Genomic DNA, 20,601 nt, shown 5'->3' with positions numbered 1-20,601 from the left:
GTAGTTGGTTGGCGGGCACGCCGAACTCGCGGGCGATTTCGGCAGGGCTAGGATCAGCGGGCTCGGCCCAGGCGGCTACGCAGCTTCCTCTCAAAGGCCAGTTTGGCAGGGCGCAAAAATCGCCTCCATCCTCAAGGCTCTCTAATCTCCCCGAGAGACCCATTAGGGTCACCGCCGCCACCCTGCTCGTCTGCGCGAAGCCCAACTGCTACGTGCATTGTACGGCGTCTTCATTAACCGTCAACTCTTCAACCGGGAGCAACTACTCACTGACACTGAAGACCGGAGCTTTAGATTCGTCTGCCCCAAGGTGCAGCTCGTAGACCTCGTGGCTCATGCGGTGTCTCATGCCAGGACCTAGCTGTACTCCACCGCGATGTTCTTAAGTTGGGTGTAACCGAGGTGAGCCTCAAGTCCTTTCTCTCGACCGAATCCACTCTTCTTATACCCGCCGAATGGTACGCCGATGTTCTCTTTAATACCGAACGAGTTTATGTACACCTGACCCGCCTGAATCTCTGCTGCGAGCTGGAACGCCTTGCTGACGCTTTCTGTCCAGATTGCAGCGCTTAGACCGTATGGCGTAGCGTTGGCAAGGTAGATTGCTTCGTCAACTCCGGTGAAGGGTGTGACGCACAGTACTGGCCCGAAGATTTCCTCGTTGAATAGCCTTGAGGTGGGCGGCGTGTTGTCAAATAGAGTCGGCAGAAAGTAGAAGCCCTTGAGGCGGTGATCAGCAGGTCGGGTGCCGCCCGCCCGCAAAGACATGCCCTCAGCCTGTCCGAGCTCTACATACTCCTGGACGCGTTCGCGCTGCTTGGCAGAGATTAGTGGCCCGAGGTCCGGATCCTCTTGGGGTAGGCCGATTCTGACTGTTCGCACCGCCTCGGCGAGCGCATTTACTACTCTCGATTGCGCCGATGCGTGCACCAACAACCTTGTGCCGGCTGAGCAAGTCTGGCCAGCATTCGCCACGAACGACCGAACAATTGCTGGAATCGCACGATTGAGGTCCGCATCGGGAAACACTATTTGAGGTGATTTGCCACCCAGTTCCAGGCTAACTGGCACAATGTTAGTCGCAGCTAGTTTCATTACTGCAGTGCCTATCTCAACAGAACCAGTAAAGGTGAGATGGTTGATGCCGGGATGTGCTGCTAGAGCCGCGCCTGCCTCAACACCATAACCGGTCACTATGTTCAGGACGCCGGGTGGCAAGCCCGCGTCCAAAGCCAGCTGCCCAAACCTGAGGCAACTCAGGCTGGCCTCCTCGGCCGGTTTGAGTACGACAGTATTGCCCATTGCTAATGCCGGGGCAATCCCACGCGTGGCGAGGTGGAGTGGGTAGTTCCAGGGCGTTATCTGGGCCGATACCCCCCACGGCTCGCGAACGGTGAAATTGAACGCGCCTGGTCCGACCGGGATGGTGCTGCCAGTGATCTTATCGATGGTGCTCGCACTGTAATCGAAGAAGTTGGCGGCGGACTCGATTTCGCCCCTTGCTTGCGACGTGGGCTTACCCGTGTCAATCATCTCGAGGTGTACCAACTCGTCGGAAAATTGCCGGATAGCTTGGGCAACGGCGGTCAAAATGCGCCCGCGTTCGCTCGGTCGTAACGTCCGCCATGACCCGCGGCGCCCGGCTTCGATAGAGGAGTTGACGGCGCGATCCACGTCGCGATGATCACCGCGCGCGATGGTTGCAATCTGCTCGCCTCTAGCGGGGTCGACCACGTCGATCGTCTGGCCCGTCTGGCTTTCGAGCCACTCTCCCCCTATCAATAACCTCTCTACAAGCATGGCGACTCCTTAAACTAGTGATGTTAGCAGTCTACTGTGGTGCGATCGAGTCCACCAATAGAAAACCGCTAGAGTGGCGCATCAATTTCAATCAGGGTAGGACCGGAGCGGACTAACGCCGCTGAGAGTTCCACGCTGAAACCTGCTGGGTCGGTAACCCTCACTCCATGGCAGCCGTAGGCCTCGGCGAGCCGCACGAAATCAGGATTAAGGAGGTCGTCGTCCACGCTACGGCCATAGGCGGCACTTCGCGTCGCGCGTATTGCGCCAAATGAGTGATTATTCCAAATCACGATTGGTAAGTTCATGCCGTAGCGTGCGGCAGTCGCCAATTCTTCGGAGGAAAAGAGGAAACCGCCGTCACCGCAGATCGCGACCACCTGTTGGTCGGGGCAAGCGGAGCGCGCTCCTATGGCCGCGGGCAGCGCGTACCCGAGTGTGCCGTAGCCCCTAGGAAAGAAGAAAGTCCCAGGTGCATTACTGGGGTACCGCTCCACGGCCGCGTAACTTAGAGTGTTCATATCGTTTACGATGATAGCGTCCTGAGCGAGGATGTTATGCATTGCTTCAAGATAGCCTGGCACCTCTGTGGGCCAGCGGCGCGGCTCTCGTAGCGTCGTAGCGCGCAGATTTGCGACATTCATTTGATCCGTGTACGGTTTGCGCTGCGCGAGCTTGAGGGTCCAGGCCGCAAGCGTGGGGCCGACCTCGGCCCTTATCGTGACACCGCTGATGGGAGGTATATCGGTATCCGTATTAAGCCTAATGGTGTTTGCGGGGAGCGAGACAGGATGCTCCCCTAAGTCAGTAGGACTCCATTCGGTGCCAAGCATTATTAACGGATCTGCTCTGGCAATGAGTTTCTGAACTTCTGTGGCTTTGAGCCATGCACCAAGGTTCAGCGGGTGCCGGTGCGGTACAATTCCCTTACCGGCGGCCGTGCTCACTACCAGGGCCTGAAGACGGTCGACGAAGTCGATGACCTGGCCGGCGGCCCGAGTAGCACCGCCTCCTACGATTACCACCGGAAGCTTGCCCGCTTCAAGCATTTGGAGCGCTTCGGCTGATTCAGGCGGTTCCTGGTAAGCAGTTTGTGTTCGGCGGGCGCCGCTCGTGGACGTCGCTCCCAGTACAGCACTCGCCAGTGCCGTCTCGGGCTCAGCCTCTATGTCAAGGAACTCAAGCGGAATCTCGACTGCCACCGGGCCAGGCCTGCCGGCAACGGCCTTCTGTAACGCTGCTTCAAGTGCACTGCCGATGTCCTGTGGCGTGGCGACTCTGAAAGTCTCCTTTACGAGGCCCGACAGCAGTTGCGACTGATTCTTTAGGTCGTGCAAGCGCCGCGTACGCCCCACCAATGGTTCTCGGTAACAAGTCACTACACAAAGTAGGGGCACCGAATCGGCGTATGCTTCCCCAAGTGCCGTAGCAGCGTTAGTTAGCCCAGGACCGGTGATTACAAAACAAACGCCTACACGGCCAGAAGCACGCGCGTAGCCGTCAGCCATGAAAGCGGCGCCCTGCTCATGCCGGGACACAATCGAACGAATATCGGGTGAATCAATTAACGCGTCGTAGAGACCTTGATTGTGTACTCCAGGGATTCCGAAGACGGTATCAACTCCAAGCCGCTGGAGTTGCCCGATTGCAGCGTGCGAGACACTATTAGTGAGTGAGTGTCTAGTAGTTCCCATAGTGGTTCAGCCTCCGAGCGCTGTGGTACAGAGTAGTGGTATCGATTTACACTATCTCTTGGTACAGCTACCAATCCGAGCGTCTGTCAATCGAAAGCAGCAACTGAACCCGCACCTGCAATTATGTGAAGGATGATAGCATGTTCATTGGCGAATAATCAACTTAGCCAGGTAGCCCTTGCAGGTATCCGGCTTTCACTCGAACTGAGAGCTTTTTTGTTCAAGACTACCGGGCGCCTCCGACACGGCAGTGCCCCGCAGAGTGTTAGTTAGGTACGACAATGGATTAAGTACCTCGAGTGGATGCATGGAGGTTTCAAGTGAAAGATAATCGGCACTTCGCAACGCGGGATCTAGTTAGCTTCAGCGTTAGCCTTCTCGAAGCACTTGGGCTACCAACCTCGGACGCAAATACGGTCGGGAACAGCCTGGTTGCAGCGGACATGCGCGGTGTTAATTCACATGGCATTTCACTGCTAATTGCATACACGGAGCAGTTGAGGCATGGTGGCATTAACCCGCGGCCCACGGTCCGTTTGGTTCGCGACCACGCTGCCACTGCCCTCCTCGACGGCGACGCGGGCATGGGCCAGGTGGTGGCTACTCGCGCCATGGCGCTCGCCATTGACAAAGCGGCCGAGTTTGGCATAGGTGCAGTATCGGTGCGGAACAGCCAGCATTTCGGTGCCGCTGGTCATTATGCGCAAATGGCGCTTGAACGCGGAATGCTGGGGTTGGCTAGCTCCACCGCGGGTGTAACCATGACGATTCCTGGGGCGACCGGCCGAGTAATTGGCAACAACCCTTTGGCCATAGCTTCGCCTGCCGGTTTGGAGTTGCCTATCCTGTTTGATACCGCTATGAGCGTCGTGTCGGGCAGTAAGGTCGCACGGCTGTCCGAAGCCCACGAACCAATCCCCGAAGGTTGGGTAGTCGATGTGTACGGCCAGAACACGACGAATCCCAGTGATTTCTTCGATGGCGGCTCACTACTTCCGTTCGGTGGTCACAAAGGTTTTGGCTTGGCGTTAATGGTCGAAGTGTTGAGCGGGGTGCTGGCCGGAGCTGCGCTCACAACTGATATCAAGCTCTGGCGCAACGATCCGGATCAACCAAGCGACGTGGGTCACTTGTTGGTGGCAATCTCGATTGAGGCGTTCCGGTCGACCAGGGAGTTCCAGAATGACGTTGATATGCTTGTGCAACGCCTTGGCGGCGAGGGAGTGGACCGTTTAGGCGAGGCGATCCGAATCCCTGGTGCCAGCAGCCATCGTCACGCTCAAGCGGCGTCTACAAATGGGGTCGCGGTCGCCGTCGACGTGCTTGAGTCATTGCATCGGCTTGCTCGGGAGCTGGGCATCGCCATGCCCGCGCCTCTCTCGGAGTAGTAACCTACGCGATACTTAGCGCGCCGGGGACGAGTGGGAGGAACGGACTAATAGACGTGTGTCTCGTTGGCCCGGTTGGGTTAGGTGTATGTCTAGCCAACGAGACGCATGAGAGTCTCGTTGTTCAGGAACTGCTCCTGGCTGGCCGCGCTAGGGGCTCGCCATTTGACGAGGCTCGTCCTTGGCGGCAATGCGGTAGAACCGCCGCGGCTTGGGGCGTAGGGACGCGTGTTCAAGGAGTTCGCCGCTAACCTGCAGTCCTTTTTGGCAAGGGGTCTGCTGTCAGTTCTCATTCTCAGTCCCGACCTCGCCCCCGAGGGAATCACTCCAGCCCTCCAAGCGCGCCCGAGTGACTTCAACTCGGCTTCGTCCGAGAAAGGAAGGTCTCGTACGCCGCCAGCGCGCGCTGGCGACCGTCTCGCTGCAGGTCCTCGGCCGACCCTTCTCGCCAGTTCCGCGCCACGTTCCAGCTCAACGGCACCGTCGCCAAGTAGCCGAGCGCCTCGGCAGTCGGCGGGCCCTCCCAACCTGCCAGCCAACGGCGCCGATAACGACCCTCTGGGTCGAAGCGCTGAGCCTGCACTACCGGGTTCAATATCCGGAAGTACGGCGCCGCAGCGGGACCGCAGCCGGCCACCCATTGCCAGTTCATGGCGTTCGAAGCGGGATCCCAATCTGTGAGGCTATCCTCGAAATGCTTCAGGCCAACGCGCCAGTCAGTCAGCGCTTGCTTGGTCAGCCAACCGGCGACGACCATGCGCACCCGGTTATGCATCCTGCCAGTTACGCGCATCTCCCGCAACCCAGCGTCGACGAGCCCCAAACCCGTCTCAGCGCGCAACCACCGCGCATGATCGGCGTTCTCGCCCCGCCATGAGAACCGTTCCCAGCGCGGTTGCCACGGCTGCTCGGCCAGAAGGGGGAACTCGTTGAGCAGATGCCACGCGAATTCGCGCCACAGAAGCTCGGTAAGGAACCGCTCGACGTCGTTCGCTCGGGTACCCGCAAGCCGCGATTCCAACTTGGCAGTGGCGGCCTCCCAAACGCTACGGGGGCTGATCTCGCCCAGGGCCAAGTGCTCGGAGGGGCCCGAGGTGGCGGCGATGTCTGGCCGGTCGCGGTTCCCCGCATAGCCCCCGGTGTCTAAGTACCGCTCCAAAGGCTGCGTGGCCGCACGTTCCCCAGCTGGGAGCGCGAACTCCTCGAGTACCGGACCACCACTAGCGAGATCGGGGGCCAGCTCCAAAGACTCAACGTCTAGTCCCCGAACGTGCGCGAAGTAGGTCGCGACCTCTGGCGGAGCAGATTGCCCGGGACGCGCAGGGCCAAGGTCCCGCACCGCGCGCGCGAAAGGGCCGAATACGCGGTAAGGGGTGCCGGCGCCCGAGCGCACAGCGGCCGGATCTACCAGCAGATGACCTCCATGAACCACGAGTTCGGCGCCTAGGGCCGAAAGCCGACGCCGCACCCTTGCTTGGAGGGCCCGCATCGCAGGGGTCGGCCAGTCGGTCTGATGGACCAGGCTAGCCCCGGTGCGGTGGAGCAACTCGGGTAAAAGCTCGTCGGGCTCACCTCGAAGCACGAGCACGCCCGACTGCCCACTACGCCGGCGCAGCTCACCGTCGAAAACGCGCAGTGCTCGCCCCAAACGCCACCGGCTAGCAGCGCCCTGCGCCGTCAAGAGGCGGTCGACGAAGAAGACCGCTAGAAGCGGCCCCTCAGAGATCGCCGCTGCCAGCGCGGCGTTGGCCCCGAAACGAAAATCGCGGGTCAGCCAGAACAGGCCTGGCGGCTCCCCTTCCAAGGTGCGCATCTGAACTAAGCTCTCGGTCCGGCTAGGGAAGACTTCTCTAGCCGGGTCCCCCGGCAATCCCGGTTGGGCGAAGAATCACGCGAGGTGGAAACCAAGAAGCCCATCTCGGGAGCGTATCGCAGCGCCCCCTCAACCGAGAATAAGCCTTGAGAATGTTGTAAACTTGAGCGCGAACCGTAAACTTGGCCTCACCGTGGGGCAACGACCGCTCAACGACCTCGAGATGAGCCCCGCGTCGTCGGGCGCCATGGCTCGCGATTCGTGCTCGTCCACCGGGGACGCAGCATAGACAAAAGGCAGCCGTAGTTCGCCGCTTCGTCTGGTTACCCCGCGCAACCTGGAGGGTCATGGGATCGTCGGAGAGCACTCAGACATCACGGCTTAGCCCGCTCTATTCATGAGGGTCGCGCTGGGGTCGGTTTCCGGGGTGCGAAAGGCCCGGACTTTGGCGCCGGGTTGCGGTTCGGACTCTGATGGTGACCGGTTCGGGGCGGTGGTGCTGGTTCCGGGTGTCCCGGGCGTGTTTTCGGGKGTCCCTGGGCGCGCTTCGCCGGCCGGTGGCGCCTTGATTACCGGATTCTGGGTTTGTTGTTGTGGCCTTGCCTCAGGCGGGCGGCGCGGCTAACCGCCTTGCGATGGTCACCCATTCGTTGCGCCATGGCGCTGCTTGGGGCAGGTGGATCACGATTCTCCTGGTGCTGGTCTTGAACCAGGCGCCCAACTTGATGAGCCGCTCCCTGATGGTGGTCACTTGTGCGCTGGCGAAGGTCGTGCCGGTCGCCGCTAAGCGGATCTCCTGGTATAGGGCGAACGCCGTGGCGTGCAAGATTACTCGCAGCTGGTTCGCCGCGAAGTTCGTGCAGCTCGTCTTGTCCATGCGGATGGCGYTCTTGAGTTCCTTGAYGYRNGTTCTCCACGTCACCCCTGCGGCTGTAGACACTCTCGTAGACGAAGGCGGCATCGCCGACTAAGTCGGTGACGACGAACCGCGCATTATCCCGCGGGATCCTGCCCGGGTAGCGGGTGACTTCGGCCTTGATGATCACCCGTCGCGAGTGCGGCCAGCTCTTCTTGGTCTGGTACTGCTTATCCAGGTAGACGCGTTCGCTGGTTCCGCTGGCTTCGCTGAGCGCCCTGGCGATMGCCATGCCCGGCTCGGCGTGCTCTTTCAAGACGCTGTTGCTGCTCATGCCGATGGCGTAACGCACCYGGTGATCRTCSAGGTACTCGAACACGCTGGGGATAGCGAAGCCCGCGTCGGCTCGCAGCGTCACYTGCGCCCTCGGGAAGTGCGCCCTGACGTTCTCGATCACGCCGCTCAGGAAGCTCAAGACCTGATCGTTRCCGGCGTTACCCGGCCTGAGCAGGGMGGCCACCAGGTACTGCTCGGCCTCGTCGTCGAACTGGATGAACGCCAGCAGCGGCAAGAAGCCGTGGTTGCCGTACAAGCCGTTGAACAASGCGCCTTGCTGCTCACCATGAGCGTCATCCCAGGTGGCGTCGACGTCGATGATGATGCGCTTAGCGTTCCGGCGCAGCCTCCGCTGGTGGCGGTTCAGCACCGCGCCACTGACCGCCTCGCTCGCCGCTGCGACCTGCTTCTCGTCGAAGGCGTTCTCAAGGCGCGAGATGGTCGGCTGCGACGCCAACTCACTACCCGTCCCCGGCACCCGGCCGAGCAGCAACTGGTGAGTGGGGTCATCTCGTAAGCGCGCCGCRTCGTTGGCGTCCTCGTAACCGTTCCCGATCCCGRAAGCCCGCTGCTGAACGACGGCAAGCAACGAATGCCTGACCTTGCCCGCCTCRCGCGCATCAGGCAGCGCGCCCGCCACCGCCGCCGTCAAMCGAAGACGGTCATCCGCCAACTTCAGCAGCAACGCCCCGCCATCGGAACTGCTCGCCGGCTGATCGAAYGCCGCCACGACCGGCTTCACGAAGCCACCCTCGAACAGCACAGTCTGCGAAGTGATATTCTCTCTCACAAGAAGGCCTCCACCTGGTAGAAAGCTTGTGCCACACACACTTTCTACCATAATGAAGGCCTTCTCTTCTCATGCCTCATGCATAATCCGGGTTAGCGCAAGCGGGTGATGCGATGCTTCTGCGCACCCTGGGGGGCATGTCACTGTCGGACGCTCGGTTCAGCCGCCCGAAGCCGCTGCTCTTGCTCGCATACCTGGTGCTCGAAGGGCCACAGGACCGCCGCTACCTCGCGGAGTTGTTCTGGCCCGACGCCGCTGATTCGCGCCAGAGCCTGACCGTCGCGCTTTCGCAACTCCGGGCCGCCGCGCCGAGCTTGGTGCGGTCCGAGTGGTCGCGCGTCTCCGCGGAGGTCGATTGTGACGCCCTGAAGCTGAGAGAGGCCCTCGCCAACCACGACTGGGACCTTGTGGCCCGGCTTCACGAGGGCAAGTTCCTCGCGGGGGTGGACATCGGTTCCCGCAATTTGGAGCTCGAGGAGTGGCTGTACGCCACCCGCGAGATGCTCGCCCTGTCGGCCCAAACCGCCCTCGTGGAGCTCGCGGAACGTGCCCTCGCCGATGGCGATGTCCCCACCGCCGGCCGTCTGGCGGAGCGAGCCGTCACGCTGGCGCACGACGGGGGAGGTGACGCGCCGCGGATGGAGCGACTGCTCGCGCTCCTGGCGGCCACCGACAGCCCGAGGTTGGGCGCGTTGCGCGAGGAGGCGGAGGCCTTTGGCGTCTCGCTACCGGAACCGCCGCCGCAACCTGGGTACGTCGCCTTGCAAAGCCTGCCGGCCGACCTCACCCCGTTCGTCGGCCGCGAGGAAGAGCTTCGTTCACTCATCGGGTTGCTGGAGGGCGACGCGCGCCTCGTCACCATCACGGGCCTGGGAGGCATCGGTAAGACCAGGCTGGCGCTCGAGCTCGCGCGGCGGCTCGCCGGGGCGGGGCGGTACTCGCAGGTCCACTTCGTTCCGCTGCGAGGTGGCCCCACCGACGACCAGTTCGCGGCCCTGTTAAGCGCCATGTTGAGCAAACGGAACCGCGGTCGCCGCGCGACGGACAAGGCCGGCGGTGACGAGACCGCCGCCGGCGGTCTGCTCGTGCTCGACGACTTCGACCCGACCGCGTCGCCGCCGGAACAGATCGAGGCGCTGCTGAGCAAGATGCCGGCGCTCGACGTGATCGTCACGGCGCGTCAGCCCCTTGGGTCGGTGGCCGAGACGCAGTTTCAACTGGCCGGACTCGCGCTTGGTCGGCCCGGGCCGGGCGCCGAAGCACCCAGCGACGCCCTTGACCTCTACGTTCAGACGGCCAGGCGTTACGATCGCACCTTCGAGCCGCAAGCTGCCGACGACGCCAGCGTGCACAGCATCTGCGAGCTGGTCGCCGGGTCGCCACTGGGGATCGAACTCGCCGCCGCCCTCTCGCGCCTGCTGCCCACCAGCGAACTCCTCAGCGAGCTGAGGAACACGCTCGACGTGCTTGGGGAGGGCCAAGGCGGCACGGCGGACGGCTACCCCAGCGTCAGGGCGATCTTCGACAACTCCTGGTCGCGGCTGGGCGCAGCGGAGCGCATGGCGCTCGCAGGTTGCGCCATCTTCAGAGGCGGGTTCACCCGCACCGCCGCCGCCAAGGTCCTGGGCCTCGACGTGAGGCTACTCACCGCGCTCCTCGAGCGATCGCTGATCAGACGACACGGGAACCGTTTCGAGCTGCATCCGCTCGTGCAGCAGTACGCCGCCGAGAAGCTCGAGGCCTACCCCGAGGCCGACACGTGGCGCGAGCTGCACGCGGCCCACTACACCGCATGGTTCGCGTCGAAGCGCTCGTTCGTCCAGCGTTCGGGCCAGCGACAAGCGCTCGAGGAACTGGCTCCTGACTTCCCCAACTTGGCAGCCGCGTGGCAGTGGGCGGCCGACGCCGCCAGGACCGACCTGCTCGAACAGGCGATATTCATGACGGCGAGGTTCCTGCTCCTGCGTGGTCGTACGACCGAACTCAAACGGCTGCTCCAGATAGCCGACGGCGTAGCCGCCAAGGACTCCCTGCTTCACGCGCGCGTGCTGCGGTGGCAGGCGGCCATGATGGACTGGGACGACCCCGTGGGCGCCGAACGGCTGCTTGTCGAGGCCTGTTCCATCCACGAAGTGCTTGGGCGCGAGGACGACCTCGGCCCCCTCTACTACCACCTGGGGTTCGCGCACGCCTTCCGGGGCGACGCCGAGGCGGCCCGCCGCAGCTGGCGCGACGCCATCGCCCTGCTCGAACGGCATGACGAAGAGGAGCTTCTCGGCTCCGCATACAGCAGCCTCTCACAGGTGATGGCGTTGGCGACCGACCTCGAGGAGTTGGCGCAGCGAGCCCACGGCATATGCGTCGAGCGCGGCACGACGGCGCAGCTCACCCTCTGCTTGGCATGCGAGGCCGGCGAGGCGCACTACGCCTACGGCGATAGCGCCACTGCCATCGCGTGCCAGGAGGAGGCCATCGCGCTCGAGGAGAGCGAGGGGGGTCGCGATGATCTTCTCCTGCGCTACTACTGCCTGCAGGCGCTCGAACTGGTGAACATCGGCGAGCTTGAGCGGGCCGAGGAGCGGTTGAAGGCGGCCTACCGGCTCAGCTCCGAGCACGAGATGCGCACCTACTTGAGCCAGGGTTTGTCGCCCATCGAGTTCACCGCCGCGCACCTTCACGACGCCCGCGGCGAGTTCGAGGCGGCGCGCGAGGTCGCGGAGCGCGTGCCAACCGACCGCCTCTGCCGCGAGACCCTGTGCCGCCTGGCGCTCCAAGCGGGCGACACGGCGCTTGCCGAGAAGCACCTCGCCGTGCTCGGCACCTTGAGGGGCTACGGGTTCACGGTCCGGGTCCGCCTGCACGAGAGCGCCGTCGAGCAGCTGTTCAGGGGTGAACTGGCGCGCGCGAAGAGCCTGGCCGCGACCGCCGCGGGCGATCCGGCCACCGCCGAACGACAGCGCGCCGTGGCGCTGGAGGCCCTCGGGTCCGCTTTGGGCGACGCGGTGGTTTACACCTTCTTGCCCTTGGCGCTCGAGGTCTTCACGGCCGCGCATGCCCTCGATCCGAGCCTGTGCCCCACAGCGGCGCTGGCGCTTGCAGCGCGCCACGCCGCCAGTCGCTACTACGTGCGCCGCCGCGCCGGCGCCATGCTTCCTCCCGAATTGCCGCCGGCCACCGAGGCGCTCGTGGCCGGCTGGCTCGAGGTGCCGCCGACGGAGCTGGTCCCGGTCGTCACGGGGCTCGCCGAGGAGGTTGGCGCGAAGCTGGCCGCGGCCGTTCGGGTGTGACCCTAGTGCTGCCGAACCGGGGCCGCGGCCGGGTGCGGGCATGACCCATCCCGCCTTCGCTCGGCTCCCCGCTGTGTGGCGCGCTTGCCTCGAGCAGGCATGGGAGGCGTTCTGCAGAGGGTCGCTGCCCATAGGCGCGGTGGTGCTCGACGCCAACGGCGAGGTCGTGGCGCGTGGCAGGAACCGCATCTCCGAGCCGCATCCGCAGGCGCCACATCTACCCGGCACCCCTTATCTGACCGGCTCGCCCCTGGCGCACGCCGAACTGAACGCGCTGTTAGAGATGGGCTACGACCGCCCCGAGCCGCGACCAACGCTCTTCACGACCACCGAACCGTGCCCACTGTGCATGGGGGCCGCCCGGATGGCCGGTGTGGCGCGGGTGGTGTTCGCTTCGCGAGACGTGTGGGCCGGGGCGGCCTCCATGGCGGAGACGGTTCCTTACCTCCGGAGACAGGGACCGCTGGTGGAGGGGCCGGTGCAGGAACTCGAGGAGCCGCTAGTGGTGTTGCAGTTGCTCCGCTGGGGGTCGGCTGCCACCGGGGCCTTCTTGGAGGATTGGCTCGAGGCGTTCCCACGTGCCTGGGGACTTAGTGAGGAGTTGCGGGAGAGCGGGGTGATTCATGAGCTGGCCCAGCGGGGCGCCTCTGCAGGGCGGGCCTGGGACGTGTTGGTGGGCGCGAGTCAGCCTCCGAGTGAGTAGGCGACCTGCAGGAGCTCGGTGATCTCTTGCGGGGTCTTGAAGGTGACCTTGAGGTTCTTGAGGGACTCGGCGGTCAGGTCGAAGGCCTCCACGTAAGCGCGTACGTCGTTTCGGGCTGATTCGGGGACACCTTGGATTGGGGTTGGTGTGAGAAGTTGCAGAAGGCGGACGATGTCGTTCCTGTGTTTCTTGATGTCGTGTGAATCGATCTTCTCGCCGCCGGCGAGCTGGCGTCAAGGGTTCAAGGCAAGTCCTCCGTGCGGGAGAGAAGGCTCGTCGGAAACCTGGTCGAAACGGTGACATCGAGACCGTGGGTCCAGACTCCTATACGACGCTCGGGCGCCCCACGTCATGGCGCCTACCCCGAGTCGAGGTACCTGTAGCGTGCTCCGGCCCAAGGGTTGGAGTGACGCCATCTCAGCGCGTCACCCTGACGTTGAACATCCCGGTTCCGAGCTTTCCCCACAGCCGCAGCCACAGCGGCAGGTACATCTCCGTGCCCCGCGCGGTGGTGATGTCGCCCAGGTCGATGACGTCCTGCCAGCCGAACCAGTCCTTGAGGATGTCGGTCACCCGGTCCTTGGCTTCGGCATCGTTGCCGCTCACGAAGATGGTGTGCTCGCCGTTAGCGAGTTGGCGCGGGGCGACCATGAGGGCGGCCGTCACGGTGTTGAGCGCCTTCACGACCTTGAGGTCGGGGAAGGCCCGCTGAAGCTGCTCTCCCAGCGAATCGGTGTTCGCGACTGCTAGCGCAGGTGGGTTGCCCGCAGCGAAATCAAGCGGGTTCGCCACGTCGACGAGGATCTTGCCCTTGAGATGCGCTTCGCCGATGGACCGGAAGATCCCGACCGAGACAGCGCCGTTGGTCGCGTTGAACTGGAGCTCGCCGTGCGCGGCGGCCTGTGCGAAGGTGCCTAGCTGTACTTGTGGATGCTGCTGCTGCCAGGTGCTGAAAGCCGGGAAGCCGTAGGGGTGAGGCTCCGTCTTGGCCAGCGTCTGGGCAACGTCGCGGGTGCCCACCATCACGTCATGACCCAGTTCAGACAGTTTTCCGCTGAGCGTCTGCCCCACCATGCTGGTGCCGAGGACTGCGATTCTCATCCAGTGCTCCTTCTCTACTTGCGCGTGCAACTGTACGATACAGCTCTGTATCGCGCCTGGCATGCTACGATACCGGCCTGTATCGCGTCAAGGGGAGGCAATCGGTGAAGCGTGCAACATCCGCACAGGAAAAACTCTTCGAGACCGCGGCCCGCCTGTTCTACCAGCACGGCTATCAGGCCACGGGGGTCGATACCATCGCGGCGGAATCCGGGGTCGGCAAGATGACCCTGTACCGCCACTACCCCTCCAAGGCGGACCTGATCGAGGCGTTCTTACGCGACAGCGATACCCAGTTCTGGGAGGAGTTCGAGTGGGCCACGGCCGACGCGAAGACTGCGCGCGAGAAGCTGCTGGCGTTCTTCGAGAACCTGCAGGAGTACGTACTCTCCCCCGCGTGCTACGGGTGCCCTTTCCTGAACGTGACCGCCGAGTTCCCGGAGGCCGGGGCGGTAGGTCATCAGGCGGCCATCGAACACAAGCAGGCGGTGCAGAAGCGATTCCAGCAACTAGCCGAAGCGGCCGGCGCGCGCCGGCCCGAGGCTCTGGCCGATGCGCTGTTCTTGCTCATGGACGGCGCCTACATGGCGGCGAGGACGTTCGGCAGCACGCCGGGAAGCCCGGCGGCGCACCTGGCCGAAGCGGCCCGGCACTTGGTTGCCGTGCACTGCGAGGCCGAGCCCGGCTGAGGGGTCGTTCGCGCGGGTCGCAGTTATGGACTTGAGCACTAGTTGCGCTCGGGCAGCTCGCGCTCTTCCCGCAGGCTCCGCTCCCAGGCTGCCGGGTCATCGAGCCCCCGCACCACTCCAACACGCGCTACAACCGCCGCGCCGCCTCGATGGCCTCGTGGTGCAACCTCAGCAACGGCTCGATCTCGCTGCGCGGCGACCTACCCATGCCGCACTCGGTCGCCACCCCGAACTCGGGCACGACCTTGCCCGCCGCGCGGATGCGCCTGAGCGCCCCCTCCACACCGTCCTCGCGGTGGAGGAGGCCGAGGTAGAGCTTCGTTCCCAGCTGCGGGCGCAGTTTCTCGAGCGGGGCGAAGTAGGCGTCGTCGTCGCGCTCGATCGGCACCGGCAGGTGGACGAAGTCCACGCTCCGCTCCACGCGGTCGAACAGTGCGTTCGCCACGCTGGTCAGGTTGCTGGTGTCGACCGGCTCCATGAAGTGCTTCTCGCCCACGTCCCCGTAACAAAGGTGGTAACCGAGCCTCACGCCCGCCGGAACGGCGTCGCCGAGCCGGGAGGCGCGCGCCGTCAGCCCCTCGAACGGATCGTCGAACCAGGTATGCATGCGCCCGCCGCCGAACTGCTCCACCTCCTCCAGCAGGGCGAACTCCATGGCCATGTCCCACTGGATGGTGAGCTCGTCTTGCGGGACGGTGGCCACGATCTCGCGTAGCTCACGCAGCAGCGCCGCCTCGTAGGGCCCCTCCAGCGCGGCCCTGAACCGGGGCGCAGCGAAGGTGGTGACCGTCGCCACCGGCGTCGGCAGGCTCACCTGGAAGCGCACACTGGGCTGGGTGGTGCCTTCGCGCTTCAGGCGCTCGAAGACGCCGTAGGACTGCCTTGCGGCCCTGGCGTAGCCGAGCTCGGGGAAGACGATGCCGGCCGGGTCGAAGCCCTCGATTATCCCGAAGGGCCTCACGTCGAAGCCGGCCACCTCCATGGGCTCGGTCCCCAGCCGCTCGAGCCCGTCCGTGGCGTCGAAGACGCCGCCTTGGAAGAGGATCCAGTGGAAGCGTCGGCCCGTCTCACCGTCGGGCAGGCTGACCAGGTCGTGGCCGCAACACTCGGAGGCGGCGCGGAACACGGCCTCGGAGTTCTCCAGGTTGACGCTCCCTACCAGGTGCGCGCCCTCTACTCGGGGGTTGGGGTCCGGCATCGGCTCTCCCTACTGCTCCCTGGCGGAACGTTGGTCGTCAGGCAGCTACCGCTTCGAGGATAGAACGGCCGCGTGCAGTCAGCGGGTCGACTACCACCCTCCCCTGGCGGCGCCCCTTTCGAGTCCTGGGGCCATATGACCTAGCCCCTTGCCAGTAGCCTGAGTTGAAGCCCGACCGGCAATAACCATCAGAGCCGGCCCGCGCCGGAGAAGGAGCCACTATGTCCAGGACGCGCATCGTAGTAGACGGGAACGAGGCCGCCGCCAGAGTGGCCCACTTGGTCAACGAGGTCATCGCAATCTATCCGATCACGCCGGCCTCGCCCATGGGCGAGTTCGCCGACGCCTGGTCGGCAGCGGGTCGCCGCAACCTCTGGGGCCAGGTTCCCCAGGTGGTGCAGCTCCAAAGCGAGGCCGGAGCGGCCGGCACGGTTCACGGCTCCCTGCAAGCCGGCGCCCTCACCACGACCTTCACGTCGTCCCAGGGCCTACTGTTGATGATCCCCAACATGTTCAAGATCGCCGGGGAGCTCACCTCCGCCGTCATCCACATAGCGGCGCGCTCGATCGCCTCGCACGCGCTCTCCATCTTCGGCGACCACTCCGACGTCATGGCGGCACGCTCCACCGGCTTCGCCATGCTGTTCGCCTCCTCGGTGCAGGAGGCGCAAGACTTCGCGCTCATAGCCCAGGCCGCCACCCTCCGCTCGCGGGTGCCGTTCCTCCACGTTCAGGACGGGTTCCGCACCAGCCACGAGGTGGCCCGCGTCGAGCCGCTGAGCGAGGACGACATAGCCGCCTTCATCCCGGATGAACTGGTGGCCGCCCACCGCGCCCGCGCACTGGACCCGGACCGGCCGGTGCTGCGCGGCACGGCCCAGAACCCCGACGTCTTCTTCCAATCGCGAGAGGCGGCCAACGGTTACTACACGGCTGTTCCGCCCATCGTCGAAGAGTTGTTCGAGGAGTTCGCGGCCCGCACCGGGCGGAGCTACCGGGCCTTCGATTACGCGGGCGCCCCGGACGCCGAGCGCGTGCTCGTCATCATGGGCTCGGGCGCCGTCGCGGCGCGCGAGGCGGTGGACAAGATGGTCGCGGACGGCGAGAAGGTCGGCCTCCTGACCGTGCGCCTCTACCGGCCCTTCGATTCGGCCGGCTTCGTCGCCGCGCTGCCGGCGACGGTTAGGACCCTGGCGGTCCTGGACCGCACCAAGGAGCCCGGAGCCTCCGGCGAGCCGCTCTACCAAGACGTCCTCACGGGCCTGGCGGAGCGCTGGACGGACGGCGCCACCCGCCCGCGGGTGCTCAACGGCCGTTACGGCCTCGGCAGCAAGGAGTTCACACCGCGCATGGCCAAGGCGGCCCTCGACGCGTTGCTGGACCCCGGAGCGCCACACTCCTTCACCGTCGGCATCGCCGACGACGTCACCCACCTCTCCCTGAAGGTCGACGACGGCTTCACCACCGAGCGTCAGAACGTCACCCGCGCCGTCTTCTACGGCCTCGGCAGCGACGGCACCGTGGGCGCCACCAAGAACAGCGTCAAGATCATCGGCGAGGAGACCGACCTCGACGCCCAGGGCTACTTCGTCTACGACTCCAAGAAGTCGGGCGCCGTGACCGTCTCCCACCTGCGCTTCGGCCAGGCACCCGTGGCCAGCCCCTACCTCATCGAGTCCGCCGGCTTCGTCGGCGTTCACCGCTTCGAGCTGCTGTTCTCGCGTGACGTGCTCGGGTTGGCGGCGCCCGGAGCCACCGTGCTCTTCAACGCGCCCTTCAGCCCGGACGAGCTGTGGGACCAGCTGCCCGTCGAGGCGCAGCGGATCGTCAGGAGCCGGGACCTAAAGCTCTACACCATCGACGGCGACAGGGTGGCGCAGGACGTGGGCCTCGGCTCGCGCGTCAACACCATCATGCAGACGTGCTTCTTCGCGCTGTCGGGGGTGCTGCCGAAGGACGAGGCGATAGCCGCCATCAAGGCCGCCATCGACCGCACCTACGGCAAACGCGGCGGCACCGTCCTCTCGCGCAACCACGCGGCCGTCGATGCGGCCCTCGAGAACCTGCATGCCGTGACCGTCCCGGCCGAGGGCGAGAGCGCCTACCGGCGCTACGCGCTGGTGCCCGAGAACGCACCCGACTTCGTGCAGCGCGTGACCGCCAGGCTCATGGCCGGTGAGGGCGACCTCCTGCCCGTATCCGCCTTCCCGGTGGACGGCACCTACCCGACGAACACGGGCCGGTGGGAGAAGCGCTCGATAGCGTTCGAGATACCCATCTGGCAGACCGACATCTGCACGCAGTGCAACCTGTGCGCCCTGGCCTGCCCGCACGCCGCCATCCGCGTCAACGCCGTGCCCCAGGACCTGCTCGAGGGGTCGCCCGACGGCTTCAAGTGGACGCCGTGGACGGGCCGCGACGAGTCGCTAAAGGATCACGCGTTCATCGTCCAGGTCTCGCCCGACGACTGCACCGGCTGCGGCGTCTGCGTGGACGTCTGCCCGGCCCGCGACAAGACCGACCTCAAGTTCAAGGCCATCAACCTCGAGCCCAAGGTTGCTCATCACGAGCAGGAGCGCGCCAACTGGGACTTCTTCGAGAAGCTGCCCTACCCGCGCCCGACGTTCGACGTGCTCGACCCCATCAAGGCCTCGCAGCTGCGCGAGCCGCTGTTCGAGTTCTCCGGCGCCTGCGCCGGCTGCGGCGAAACGCCTTACCTCAAGCTGCTCAGCCAACTGTTCGGCGACCACCTGTTGGTGGCCAACGCCACCGGCTGCTCCTCCATCTACGGCGCCAACCTCCCCACCACCCCGTGGGCCCAGGCCGCGGACGGCCGCGGCCCGGCCTGGTCCAACTCGTTGTTCGAAGACGGCGCCGAGTTCGGCCTCGGTATGAGGCTGGCGGTGGACGCTCGCGCCGAGCAGGCCGCCGACCTGATCGGACGGTTCGGCTCGCGCTTGGGCGAGGGCCTAGTGGCCTCGTTGCTCCACGGCATGGACGCGCGGGACGAAGAAGGCATCGCGGCTCAGCGTGAACTGGTCGAGGCGCTGAACGAGCGGCTTGACGAACTCGAGCAGGCCACCGACCTCAGCGAAACGGAGCGACTCGACCTGGCGCGGCTGCGCACCGTGGCCGAGACCCTCGTCTACCGCCAGCTCTGGATAGTCGGCGGCGACGGCTGGGCCTACGACATCGGCTTCGGCGGGCTCGACCACGTCCTGGCGACCGGCCGCGACATCAACGTCTTGGTGCTCGACACCGAGGTCTACAGCAACACCGGCGGCCAGGCGTCCAAGGCGACGCCGCGCGCCGCGGTCGCCAAGTTCGCGGCCAGCGGCAAGGCGGTCGGCAAGAAGGACCTGGGCCAGATAGCCATGGCCTACGGCGACGTGTACGTCGCGCAGATCGCCATGGGCGCCAGCCCCAAGCAGACGATCGACGTGATGCGCGCCGCCGCGGCCTGGCCGGGCCCCAGCCTGATCATCGCCTACAGCCCGTGCATCGCCCACGGCATCGAGATGAGCACGATGATGACCCATCAGCGCGACGCCGTCAGGGCCGGCTACCTCACCCTCTACCACTACGACCCGCGTGAGGCGCTCAAGGAGGGCGGCGGACAACCCCTCATCCTCGACTCGCGCCCGCCCAAGGCCTCGCTCTCCGAGTGGGCCTCGCGTGAGGGCCGGTTCTCGGTACTCGCGCGCAGTCAGCCCGAACGCGCCGCGGCCCTGATGAAGCTGGCCGAGGCCGACGCGAAGGCGCGCCGCGCACTCTACGAACAACTCGCGGCCGTTCACCACGAGATGCCGGACAAGGCCAGCGGCGACGCGGCCAAGGCTCTCGCCACACCTGGTAGCACCGCCACGGAGGTCGAATCATGAGCCCGCGCCTCGCGACCACATACTTGGGCCTCAGGCTGAGAAACCCACTCATCGCCTCCTCGTCGCCCCTGACCGGCCGCCTCGACACGTTGCTGGACCTGGACGAAGCGGGCGTCGGCGCGGTAGTGCTGCCCTCGCTGTTCGAGGAGCAGATCGAGCGTGAGGAGCTCGTGCTGGACGACCTCAGCCGCGTCGGCCACGAGATCTCACCGGAGGTGACCGGCTACTTCGACCCGTTCACGGGCTTCGAGGTCGGCGCCGACGACTATCTGCGCCACCTGAGCACCGCCAAGTCGGCACTCAGCGTGCCGGTGATCGCCAGCCTCAACGGTTACCGGCCCGGCGGTTGGACGCACCACGCCAAGCAGTTGGAGGCGGCGGGCGCCGACGCCATCGAGCTCAACGTCTACTTCCTCGCCACCGACCCCGACGTGGCGGCGGCGGACGTGGAGCAGCGGACCATAGACACCGTCGCGGAGGTCGCCGGCAGCGTCCACGTACCCGTATCGGTGAAGCTGGGGCCCTGGTTCTCCTCCATCCCCCACCTGGTGCAGCGGCTCGCCGGGGCCGGAGCGCAGGGCGTGGTGCTCTTCAACCGCTTCTACCAACCGGACGTCGACTTAGATGAGCTGACCGTGGGACCCCACCTCATCCTGTCGTCGAGCCAGGAGTCGCGCCTTGCCCTTCGGTGGATCGCCATCCTCCGCGGCCGGGTGCGGCTCGACCTCGCCGGTTCTGGCGGCGTCCACACCGCTGACGACGTCGTGAAGCTGCTGCTGGTGGGGGCGGACGCGGTCACCATGGCCTCGGCCCTGTTGGAACACGGACCCGAGCACGTTGCGCAGGTACTGGCCGACCTCGAAACGTGGATGAGGGAGAACGACTACGACGACGTGATGGAGTTGCGGGGCGCGCTGTCGCAGCGCTCCGCCCCCGACCCCGAGGCGTTCGAACGCGCCAACTACCTAAAGACCCTCACCGGCTACTCGTTCGGTTACAGGGTGGGCGGCTGAGGACATCCGACACTGGCCGGGCCAACGGGGCCGCGGCTAGGCTCGAGTAGGA

General features: G+C 65.2%; 12 protein-coding genes. 6 read left to right on the top strand and 6 right to left on the bottom strand.

Translation table 11 applies throughout. The features are described 5' to 3' along the window. Positions 1 to 357: 357 nt before the first annotated feature. On the bottom strand, positions 358 to 1,800 hold the full coding sequence (locus ROY82_10880; GenBank protein MDT3682962.1) for an aldehyde dehydrogenase family protein: 1,443 nt from the start codon (positions 1,798 to 1,800) through the stop codon (positions 358 to 360). Between the two features lie 68 nt (positions 1,801 to 1,868). Beyond that, the gene (locus ROY82_10875) at positions 1,869 to 3,494 is read right to left on the bottom strand and encodes a thiamine pyrophosphate-binding protein (protein ID MDT3682961.1); all 1,626 of its coding nucleotides are present in this window, start codon (positions 3,492 to 3,494) and stop codon (positions 1,869 to 1,871) included. A gap of 320 nt (positions 3,495 to 3,814) precedes the next feature. Between ROY82_10875 and ROY82_10870 the strand changes: the two genes are divergently transcribed. Continuing rightward, on the top strand, positions 3,815 to 4,882 hold the full coding sequence (locus ROY82_10870; protein MDT3682960.1) for an Ldh family oxidoreductase: 1,068 nt from the start codon (positions 3,815 to 3,817) through the stop codon (positions 4,880 to 4,882). 355 nt (positions 4,883 to 5,237) lie between these two features. On the opposite strand, the gene ROY82_10865 is transcribed toward ROY82_10870, so the two are convergent. Together ROY82_10865 and ROY82_10860 are read right to left on the bottom strand one after the other, a co-directional pair. Then, positions 5,238 to 6,695 (bottom strand): FAD-binding domain-containing protein, encoded by a 1,458-nt coding sequence (locus ROY82_10865; protein ID MDT3682959.1) that lies wholly within the window; start codon positions 6,693 to 6,695, stop codon positions 5,238 to 5,240. Between the two features lie 908 nt (positions 6,696 to 7,603). After that, positions 7,604 to 8,677, bottom strand: a 1,074-nt coding sequence (locus tag ROY82_10860; GenBank protein ID MDT3682958.1) for an IS1380 family transposase, incomplete at its 3' end; no start/stop codon positions are given. A 113-nt stretch (positions 8,678 to 8,790) separates the two neighbouring features. On the opposite strand from ROY82_10860, the gene ROY82_10855 reads away from it, so the two are divergent. Together ROY82_10855 and ROY82_10850 are read left to right on the top strand one after the other, a co-directional pair. Next, positions 8,791 to 11,964, top strand: a complete 3,174-nt coding sequence (locus ROY82_10855) for a hypothetical protein (GenBank protein MDT3682957.1) — start codon at positions 8,791 to 8,793, stop codon at positions 11,962 to 11,964. Between the two features lie 40 nt (positions 11,965 to 12,004). Continuing rightward, positions 12,005 to 12,667: a nucleoside deaminase gene (locus ROY82_10850; protein ID MDT3682956.1), complete on the top strand. Its 663-nt coding sequence runs from the start codon at positions 12,005 to 12,007 to the stop codon at positions 12,665 to 12,667. Positions 12,668 to 13,084: 417 nt separating this feature from the next. Here ROY82_10850 and ROY82_10845 read toward each other — a convergent pair whose 3' ends face one another. Further along, positions 13,085 to 13,768: an NAD(P)-binding domain-containing protein gene (locus tag ROY82_10845; protein MDT3682955.1), complete on the bottom strand. Its 684-nt coding sequence runs from the start codon at positions 13,766 to 13,768 to the stop codon at positions 13,085 to 13,087. 104 nt (positions 13,769 to 13,872) lie between these two features. On the opposite strand from ROY82_10845, the gene ROY82_10840 reads away from it, so the two are divergent. Continuing rightward, positions 13,873 to 14,457, top strand: coding sequence for a TetR/AcrR family transcriptional regulator (locus ROY82_10840; GenBank protein ID MDT3682954.1), 585 nt, complete (start codon positions 13,873 to 13,875; stop codon positions 14,455 to 14,457). 127 nt (positions 14,458 to 14,584) lie between these two features. On the opposite strand, the gene ROY82_10835 is transcribed toward ROY82_10840, so the two are convergent. Next, a complete protein-coding gene (locus ROY82_10835; GenBank protein MDT3682953.1) occupies positions 14,585 to 15,655 on the bottom strand; it encodes a hypothetical protein in 1,071 nt (356 codons plus the stop codon). Positions 15,656 to 15,876: 221 nt separating this feature from the next. Between ROY82_10835 and nifJ the strand changes: the two genes are divergently transcribed. After that, positions 15,877 to 19,536, top strand: coding sequence for a pyruvate:ferredoxin (flavodoxin) oxidoreductase (gene nifJ, locus ROY82_10830; GenBank protein MDT3682952.1), 3,660 nt, complete (start codon positions 15,877 to 15,879; stop codon positions 19,534 to 19,536). Further along, complete coding sequence (locus ROY82_10825) at positions 19,533 to 20,549, top strand: dihydroorotate dehydrogenase-like protein (protein ID MDT3682951.1); 1,017 nt, start codon at positions 19,533 to 19,535, stop codon at positions 20,547 to 20,549. The genes nifJ and ROY82_10825 overlap by 4 nt, the downstream gene beginning before the upstream one ends. Positions 20,550 to 20,601 lie beyond the last annotated feature (52 nt).

This window comes from Truepera sp., from assembly GCA_032027045.1.
In the GTDB taxonomy this organism is placed as follows: domain Bacteria; phylum Deinococcota; class Deinococci; order Deinococcales; family Trueperaceae; genus JAAYYF01.
The sequence above is the reverse complement of the archived record's forward strand: the minus strand, read 5'-3'. Positions and strand labels throughout refer to the sequence as shown.